We start from the raw sequence: 7533 nt of genomic DNA on the forward strand, positions 1-7533 counted from the left end.
AGTCAGACACACTTTTTGCTACTTAACCCCGAGCGGTAGGGGATGCATATAAAAGGCGTTCATTGGAGAGATAACCAACAGCGGTGTGCTGAAATAGGGCAGTGTGGGTAAGCTGCTAAGGGTAGTGGCTCCTTTCATCGGGAGCCTGACGTTTTGTAGTGGGACAAGGCTGGAATAGCCACCGCTGCAGCCGCTGTTTTTGAACTCGTAAAGAGTGAAGGACATTCCTTATATATAAGGTGTGTTCGGGAAACGGCAATATCAATGAAAAAGGGAGAGGTTTCTACGTGAGTTTCGATGATTGCCCACCCTCGACTCCGGCCCACCGTGAGAAGAATCCAGAGTCGCGTGCATGCCCAGTTGCGGCTATTGACTGGAACACGATTCCTGATGACAAGGATCTCGAGGTTTGGGATCGTCTGACCGGTAACTTCTGGTTGCCGGAAAAGGTGCCGCTGTCGAATGACATCAAGAGCTGGAATACACTCAACGCACTGGAGCAGCGCACCACGATGCGCGTGTTCACTGGTCTGACCATGTTGGACACCATCCAGGGCACAGTTGGCGCAGTATCGCTCATCCCGGATGCGCTGACTCCGCACGAGGAAGCTGTGTACACCAATATCGCCTTCATGGAATCGGTGCACGCAAAGAGCTACTCGTCGATTTTCCAGACGCTGGCGTCGACTCCTGAAATCCAGGATGCGTTCCGTTGGGGCGAGGAGAATGAGTACCTGCAGAAGAAGGCCAAGATCATCCTCGATTACTACGAGGGGGATAACCCGCAGAAGAAGAAGGTCGCTTCCACTTTGCTGGAGTCCTTTCTGTTCTACTCGGGCTTCTACCTGCCGATGTACTGGTCCAGCCACGCCAAGCTGACCAACACCGCGGACATTATTCGCCTGATTATTCGTGATGAGGCAGTTCACGGTTACTACATCGGTTACAAGTACCAGCGCAACCTGGAGCGTCTGACCCAGGCTGAACGTGACGAGCTGAAGGATTACACCTTCGATCTCATGTTTGATCTCTACGACAACGAGATTCAGTACACCGAAGAGATGTACGACGAACTCGGCTGGACCGAGGATGTCAAGCGTTTCCTGCGTTACAACGGCAACAAGGCTTTGAACAACTTGGGCTATGAGGGTATGTTCCCGGCCGACGAGACTCGAGTTTCGCCGTCAATCCTGTCGGCTCTGTCGCCGAATGCTGACGAAAACCACGACTTCTTCTCAGGTTCCGGTTCTTCCTACGTCATGGGTAAGGCTGAAGTAACCGAGGATGAGGACTGGGACTTCTAAAAGCACAGGTGTAGGGAACATTCCGCACCGAGCCCTACTCTGGTGACAGCACACACGGGGGTAGTAGCCCTAGCCTCGACGGTTCCTGCTAAAAAGGCGTTAGCCCAGGTTAAGACAATTCTCAGGAAACTAATAGTGTGCTTAGCTGAGTGGGGAAGTGGGCCGGAAAATTCCTTGGCCTTAACTTTTTCCAAGGTTCAGACTAGAATCTGGCACATAGTGGTAGGTGGTTTCGCCGTCGCGTACTCACCTGCCCTATTCTCACAAGGACAAAACTTCAAATCCCTGTAGTGAGTTACAGGAAATCTTCGCGTAGTAAGGAGGAAGAATGACTGCAGTAGCGCCTCGTCCAGATCATGGCGTTGTAGCGCCGGAACGGCCGCAGCCGTTCGGACATGAGCGTAAGGGCAGCTGGGCGTGGGAAATGCTGACCACGACCGACCACAAGAAGCTGGGCATTATGTACATCATTATGTCCTTCTCGTTCTTCTTTGTCGGCGGTCTGATGGCTCTGCTTATCCGTGCTGAGCTCTTCGCCCCAGGACTTCAGTTCCTTTCTAACGAGCAGTTCAACCAGATGTTCACCATGCACGGCACGGTGATGCTGCTTCTGTTCGGTACCCCGATTGTTTGGGGTTTTGCTAACTACATTCTGCCGCTTCAGATTGGTGCTCCGGACGTGGCTTTCCCGCGTCTGAACGCCTTCGGCTTCTGGCTGACAACTATTGGTGGCATTCTGATGTTGTCGGGTTTTCTGACTCCGGGTGGTGCTGCTGACTTCGGTTGGACTATGTACTCTCCGCTGTCTGACCCGATTCACTCCCCGGGTGTCGGTTCTGACCTGTGGATTGTCGGTGTCGGTGTCGGTGGTGTCGGTACTATCGCTTCCGCTATTAACATGACCACCACTGTCCTGTGCCTCCGCGCACCGGGCATGACCATGTTCCGTATGCCAATCTTCACCTGGAACATCCTGGTTACCTCGATTCTGGCTCTGCTGATCTTCCCGATTCTGACTGCAGCTGCTCTTGGTGTTCTGTACGACCGTAAGCTGGGCGGTCACATTTACGACCCGGCAAACGGTGGCGCCATGCTGTGGCAGCACCTGTTCTGGTTCTTCGGTCACCCAGAGGTCTACGTTCTGCTGTTGCCGTTCGTGGGCATCATTACTGAGGTTGTTCCGGTCTTCTCCCGTAAGCCGCTGTTCGGCTACGCAGGTATGGTCTTCGCGACCCTGTCTATTGCAGGTCTGTCCATGGCTGTGTGGGCGCACCACATGTTCGTGACCGGTGGCGTTCTGCTTCCGTTCTTCTCGTTCATGACCTTCCTGATTTCGGTCCCGACCGGTGTTAAGTTCATCAACTGGATGGGTACGATGTGGCGTGGCCACATGACCTTCGAGGCCCCGATGACCTTCGCTCTCGGCTTCATCGTGACCTTCCTGTTCGGTGGTCTGACCGGTATTATGCTGGCATCCCCGCCGCTGGACTTCCACGTCTCTGACACCTACTTCGTCGTGGCACACTTCCACTACACTCTGTTCGGTACCCTGGTCTTCGCTTCCTACTCGGGCGTTTACTTCTGGTTCCCGAAGATGACCGGACGTATGCTCGACGAGAAGCTGGCAAAGGTTCACTTCTGGCTGACCTTCATCGGCTTTAACCTGACCTTCCTGGTCCAGCACTGGCTGGGTAACGAGGGTATGCCGCGTCGTTACGCCGACTACCTCGAGACTGACGGTTTCACCACCCTGAACATGATTTCCACCGTTGGTGCGTTCATCCTGGGTCTGTCTGTTATCCCGTTTGTCTGGAACGTCTTCAAGTCCTGGCGCTACGGTGAGGTCGTCACTGTTGATGACCCGTGGGGTTACGGTAACTCTCTCGAGTGGGCTACCTCTTGCCCGCCGCCGCGCCACAACTTCACCTCGATGCCGCGCATCCGCTCGGAGCGCCCGGCGTTCGAGCTGCACTACCCGCACATGGTTGAGCGTCAGCGCGCAGAGGCCCACGTTGGTCGCCAGCTCTAAGAGCTAGTGGCTACATGGCTGATGCAACTCTGAGTTAATAACTACGCGAAGCTACGGCCCCATCACGGATCTCCGTGATGGGGCCGTAGTCTTGTCTTTGAGAGTCTTTCCTAGGGAAGGCGCAGTAAGGGGGGGTGTTCCTATCTAGTTGTCAATTCTATGGGCAGCCTCGTTGGGGGTAAGGAACGGGCAGTGTCACCGCCGATTGAGTTGTTTTCGGGCACGCCGATGAGCCGGCTGGGTAGCACCCAGTCGGCTTTGGATTTGTGCGGTTACGCGGCAGCGGCCCCCGTTTCTGCGGTTGTGTCGCGGTAGAATTCTTTGTTACGCATCATCGCGTATAAAACGTTCAGTCGCCTGCGTGCGAGTGCTACGACAGCGGCGTTATGTCTCTTGCCTTCCTGACGTTTTCGTTCGTAGAATTGCTGGGAACGCTCGTGGAATCTGATCGATGCAAAAGACGATTGCCATAGGGCGTTCTTTAATTTCTTGTTCCCAGCACGATTGAGCGCGTTCGACATAATCGATGTCCCCGACTGGTGTGTCCTTGGGGCTAAACCCGCGTAGGAGGCTAGGTGTCCTGCGGTAGGGAAATCAGACATGTCACCGACAGTCATGAGGATTTGTGCGGCCGTTTTAGGGCCAATCCCGGGCATCGACAACAGGATGGCTGTGTGGGGGATGTCCTGAATGATGGCGACGACTTGCCGTTCGATTTCTTTGCGGTGTTCTAGCTTTAACAATGCATCTTTTGCTGACATCGCAACGCCGAGTTCGGCGTAGTGACCACCGGCGATGTGGATGGTCTGTTCAGTGATAGCAGCAAACAGCGCATCGACGATGGGCTCTGGGTTGCGGGCCCGGTGCTTACGAGCGATTTCGACTACTCGCCGTTTACCGAGTCGTTTGATCTTCGTGGGACCACCGTATTTCGCAAGCAGCTGCAGGATCCATTTGCGGTGGATCATCTGGCCGCGAAGAACCTGTTCGAACGCGGGATAGGTACCAACTAACGCGGAACGAATTTGGTTGATCAGTCGGGTATATGACCGGGAAAGGTCTTCGTCGATCCCATTGAGTATTTTCAGCTCAAGAAAAACTTGCTCTACGCGGTCGACGCTTCGCAACGCCTCGGGCAGGTGGCAACCTGCGTATGCGATCACGTAGGCATCACGGATATCCGTTTTTGCGTTGCCCGCATGGATGCGTGACAGTTGGCGCATGGCTAATCCTGGCAAGTACCGAACATCTACGCCTTCGGCTTGAGCGACCGCGACTGTCAGTCGCCCGATGTTGTTGGGTTGATCGACAACGACAAGTACTTGCTTGCCGCCAGCAGAGAACTTTCGGAACAGCTCTCGTAGCGATGCTTCGTGCTGATTTATCCGTTTGGACTGTACCTGGTGACCTTCTTGGTCGAGTACGCAGGCGTGGTGGAAAAATTTCCCGACGTCCATGCCGATGACATAGTCATATGTCATCTTTTTGACCTCCTAGCGATTCAAAAGGGTTTGTACTTCTTTCATCGCTGGGGGTCGGACATACTACGCGCTGGCATCCACATTACTTTGAGCCCTCACACGCAATGGTGCGGGGCAGGTTCCTATTAGCAGTTGGGAGTATGTCACTGCCCTCGGTGGCATCACCCCCCCGGATCATTAACAGACAGGGCGACTAAGAGCCATGCCAAGGCCAGCGACGAGTTCCATTCATCCGAAGGGAACGGAAACCAACATAACCCGCCCCTATGCCGGGGATACGGTTATGAACCTTCGGCTCCCTTCTTGGAACACCCAACAACGTAATGGGCAGGGAGCGCAGGGAGCGCAGCAAGGGAGCTGGAGGGGAGAGCAGGGGGCGATAGCTAGCGGCTGTGACTGGCCACCCTCCGAAGTGCGGTATCCCGCAATGCGATGAGCACTCTGCCGGGGCTTCATGCGATACTGGATTGGTGAATGAACAGGTAATTACCTCTCCCAGTCAGTCTGCAGATATCGATGCCTTGTCGGTTTCGTTAGCACCGGGACTAGCTCCGGTGCTTATTACCGCCGTTGGCCGAGACCGCCCGGGCGTCTCGGCAGCTTTCTTCCGCGTGCTCGCGGCCCACGGAGTTCAAATTCTGGATGTGGAACAGTCGGTGTTTCGCTCTAATCTGAGCCTCGGTGCGCTTGTTGGCGTCACAGAAGAAAAGGTCGGTGTTCTCCGTGAGGGGCTGATTGAAACACTGAAGCCTCACGGCATGACTGTCAGTTTCCAGCTGGATGCCCCGATTGAGCGCAGCGATGGCTCTACCCACGCACTTGTCGTGTTGGGCAATCCGGTCAACGCTGAGGATATTTCCCGTATCGGACGTACTCTCGCTGATTATGGTGCAAACATTGATTCCATTCGGGGTATTGCTGACTACCCAGTTACTGGTCTGGAGTTGCTTGTCTCTATTCCGGACCCGAAGCCGGGTGCGGGCATTCCGCTGCGTAAGGCACTGGCTGAGCTTGCACAGGACCAGGACATCGATATTGCAATTGAACGCGCCGGTCTGCAGCGCCGCTCCAAGCGCTTGATTTGTTTCGATGTGGACTCCACCTTGATTACCGGTGAGGTCATTGAGATGCTTGCCGCTCACGCTGGTCGCGAAGCTGAGGTCGCAGCTGTTACGGAGCGCGCTATGCGCGGTGAACTGGACTTCGCCGAATCATTGCACGAGCGAGTGAAGGCTCTGGCTGGCTTGCCGGTTAGCGTCCTCGAGGAAGTGACGAACTCTATCGAGCTGACTCCAGGCGCCCGCACCACGATCCGCACGCTGAAACGTCTCGGTTACAAGTGTGGTGCTGTCTCCGGTGGCTTTATCCAGATTCTGGAGCCGCTGGCAAAGGATCTGAGCCTGGACTTTTACAAGGCCAATACCCTCGAGATCGAGGACGGAAAGCTGACTGGACGCGTGGTCGGCGATGTCGTTGATAGGCAGGAAAAGGCCCGCAGTCTTAAGGCGTTCGCAGCAAAGTCGGGGCTTCAGATGCACCAGACCGTCGCGGTCGGCGATGGTGCCAATGACATCGATATGTTGTCGGTCGCAGGCCTCGGCATTGCTTTCAACGCAAAGCCAGCGCTGAAGGAGATCGCTGACACGTCGGTCAACGTTCCATTCATGGACTCGATTCTGTTCATGTTGGGCATTTCCCGCGATGAAATCGACGATGCCGACCGCGAAGATGGCACCTTCCGCCGCGTGCCGTTGGAGCAGTAGTGCAACGCGAGGATCACAAGAATCCAGCTGTCACGGACGCATCATCGATACCGGAGTGGTTCCGCATCGCCCATAATCTCCTGCCGCAACCCGATAGGGAAGACCACGGCGAGGATGTGCCGTGGGCAATGGCTATCGTGCTTGAGGTTCCGAAGAAGGAACGCCCCTCGCGCACCGCGCTGCTCCGCGCCGCCGCGATGGCTGTTGTTGCTTGTTGCCTGGACGAACGCGCAGGCGATGACACTTCTGCCTATCAACAGGGTCTGGCGTCTTGGTACGGTGCACGCATCCGCAAGCTCACACGTCGCGCTCGTAATATCGGCTGGCAACGCGCTCAGCTTGCGCCGGGTGTCACAGTGAATGTCGACGGCGCGCAAGCTCGCGCACTAGTGCCAACACCAGTCGACGAAACATACCCGGAGATTGCCAAGCTGCAGATCTCCGGCACCGATTTGCCTTACGACGACCCGGAGAACACGCTTCCCAACGGCCAGGGCGGCCATGGGGGCGCTGACACCTTTGCTCCGCCAGTGATTTGGGTGGACAAAGACCTGAATATGTCAGTCGGGAAAGTGGCGGCGCAGGCGGGGCACGGCTCAATGCTCTATGCCGCCACCCTGTCGGTCGAGGACGCTTGGGCTTGGGCGCAAAGTGGCTATGCGCTAGATGTGAAAGAAATACCGCGGGAGCAGTGGCCAGCGCCAGAGCTCCGCGCGGTTGAGGTTCAGGATGCCGGGTTTACTGAGATTGCACCCGGCTCAGTGACTGTGGCTGTCACTCCCGGGGCGCCAGCTTAAAGCTTGGTGCGTGCTGCCTCCATGGCCTTGAGGTCCTTGCGCAGAATCTTGCCCGTCGCCGACTTCGGGATTTCCTCCATGAATTCGACGACTCGCACCTTCTTGTACGGTGCGACGCGGTCTGCGACGTAGTCCATGATCTCGTCTTCCGTCACCTGC

At 56.0% G+C, this 7533-nt stretch carries 6 protein-coding genes; 4 read left to right on the top strand and 2 right to left on the bottom strand.

Features of this window, described 5'->3' with window-relative positions:
* The first annotated feature begins 287 nt into the window (after nt 1-287).
* Together nrdF and ctaD are read left to right on the top strand one after the other, a co-directional pair.
* Nucleotides 288-1304 carry a class 1b ribonucleoside-diphosphate reductase subunit beta gene (gene nrdF, locus HMPREF2787_RS08540; protein ID WP_016422253.1) on the top strand — a complete coding sequence of 339 codons (1017 nt, stop codon included), beginning with the start codon at nt 288-290 and terminating at the stop codon, nt 1302-1304.
* 328 nt (nt 1305-1632) lie between these two features.
* Entirely contained in the window at nt 1633-3333 is a 1701-nt protein-coding gene (gene ctaD, locus HMPREF2787_RS08545; protein WP_005511131.1) for an aa3-type cytochrome oxidase subunit I, read from the top strand.
* 272 nt (nt 3334-3605) lie between these two features.
* Here the strand turns inward: ctaD and HMPREF2787_RS08550 are convergent, their stop codons facing one another.
* The gene (locus tag HMPREF2787_RS08550) at nt 3606-4814 is read right to left on the bottom strand and encodes an IS110 family RNA-guided transposase (RefSeq protein ID WP_070859002.1); all 1209 of its coding nucleotides are present in this window, start codon (nt 4812-4814) and stop codon (nt 3606-3608) included.
* Nucleotides 4815-5284: 470 nt separating this feature from the next.
* On the opposite strand from HMPREF2787_RS08550, the gene serB reads away from it, so the two are divergent.
* A complete protein-coding gene (gene serB / locus HMPREF2787_RS08555) occupies nt 5285-6577 on the top strand; it encodes a phosphoserine phosphatase SerB (RefSeq protein ID WP_070859003.1) in 1293 nt (430 codons plus the stop codon).
* On the top strand, nt 6577-7374 hold the full coding sequence (locus HMPREF2787_RS08560; protein ID WP_070859004.1) for an aminoacyl-tRNA hydrolase: 798 nt from the start codon (nt 6577-6579) through the stop codon (nt 7372-7374). The genes serB and HMPREF2787_RS08560 overlap by 1 nt, the downstream gene beginning before the upstream one ends.
* Here HMPREF2787_RS08560 and HMPREF2787_RS11430 read toward each other — a convergent pair.
* A partial coding sequence (locus HMPREF2787_RS11430) for a 4-coumarate--CoA ligase family protein (RefSeq protein WP_168168057.1) occupies nt 7371-7533 on the bottom strand: 163 nt, incomplete at its 5' end. The genes HMPREF2787_RS08560 and HMPREF2787_RS11430 overlap by 4 nt on opposite strands.

This window comes from Corynebacterium sp. HMSC061H03, assembly GCF_001838215.1.
GTDB lineage: Bacteria > Actinomycetota > Actinomycetes > Mycobacteriales > Mycobacteriaceae > Corynebacterium > Corynebacterium jeikeium_D.

Excerpts from the sequence above, each read along its gene's own strand:
- ctaD (WP_005511131.1), top strand. The coding sequence starts at position 1,633 with ATGACTGCAGTAGCGCCTCGTCCAGATCATGGCGTTGTAGCGCCGGAA.
- HMPREF2787_RS08550 (WP_070859002.1), bottom strand. The coding sequence starts at position 4,814 with ATGACATATGACTATGTCATCGGCATGGACGTCGGGAAATTTTTCCAC.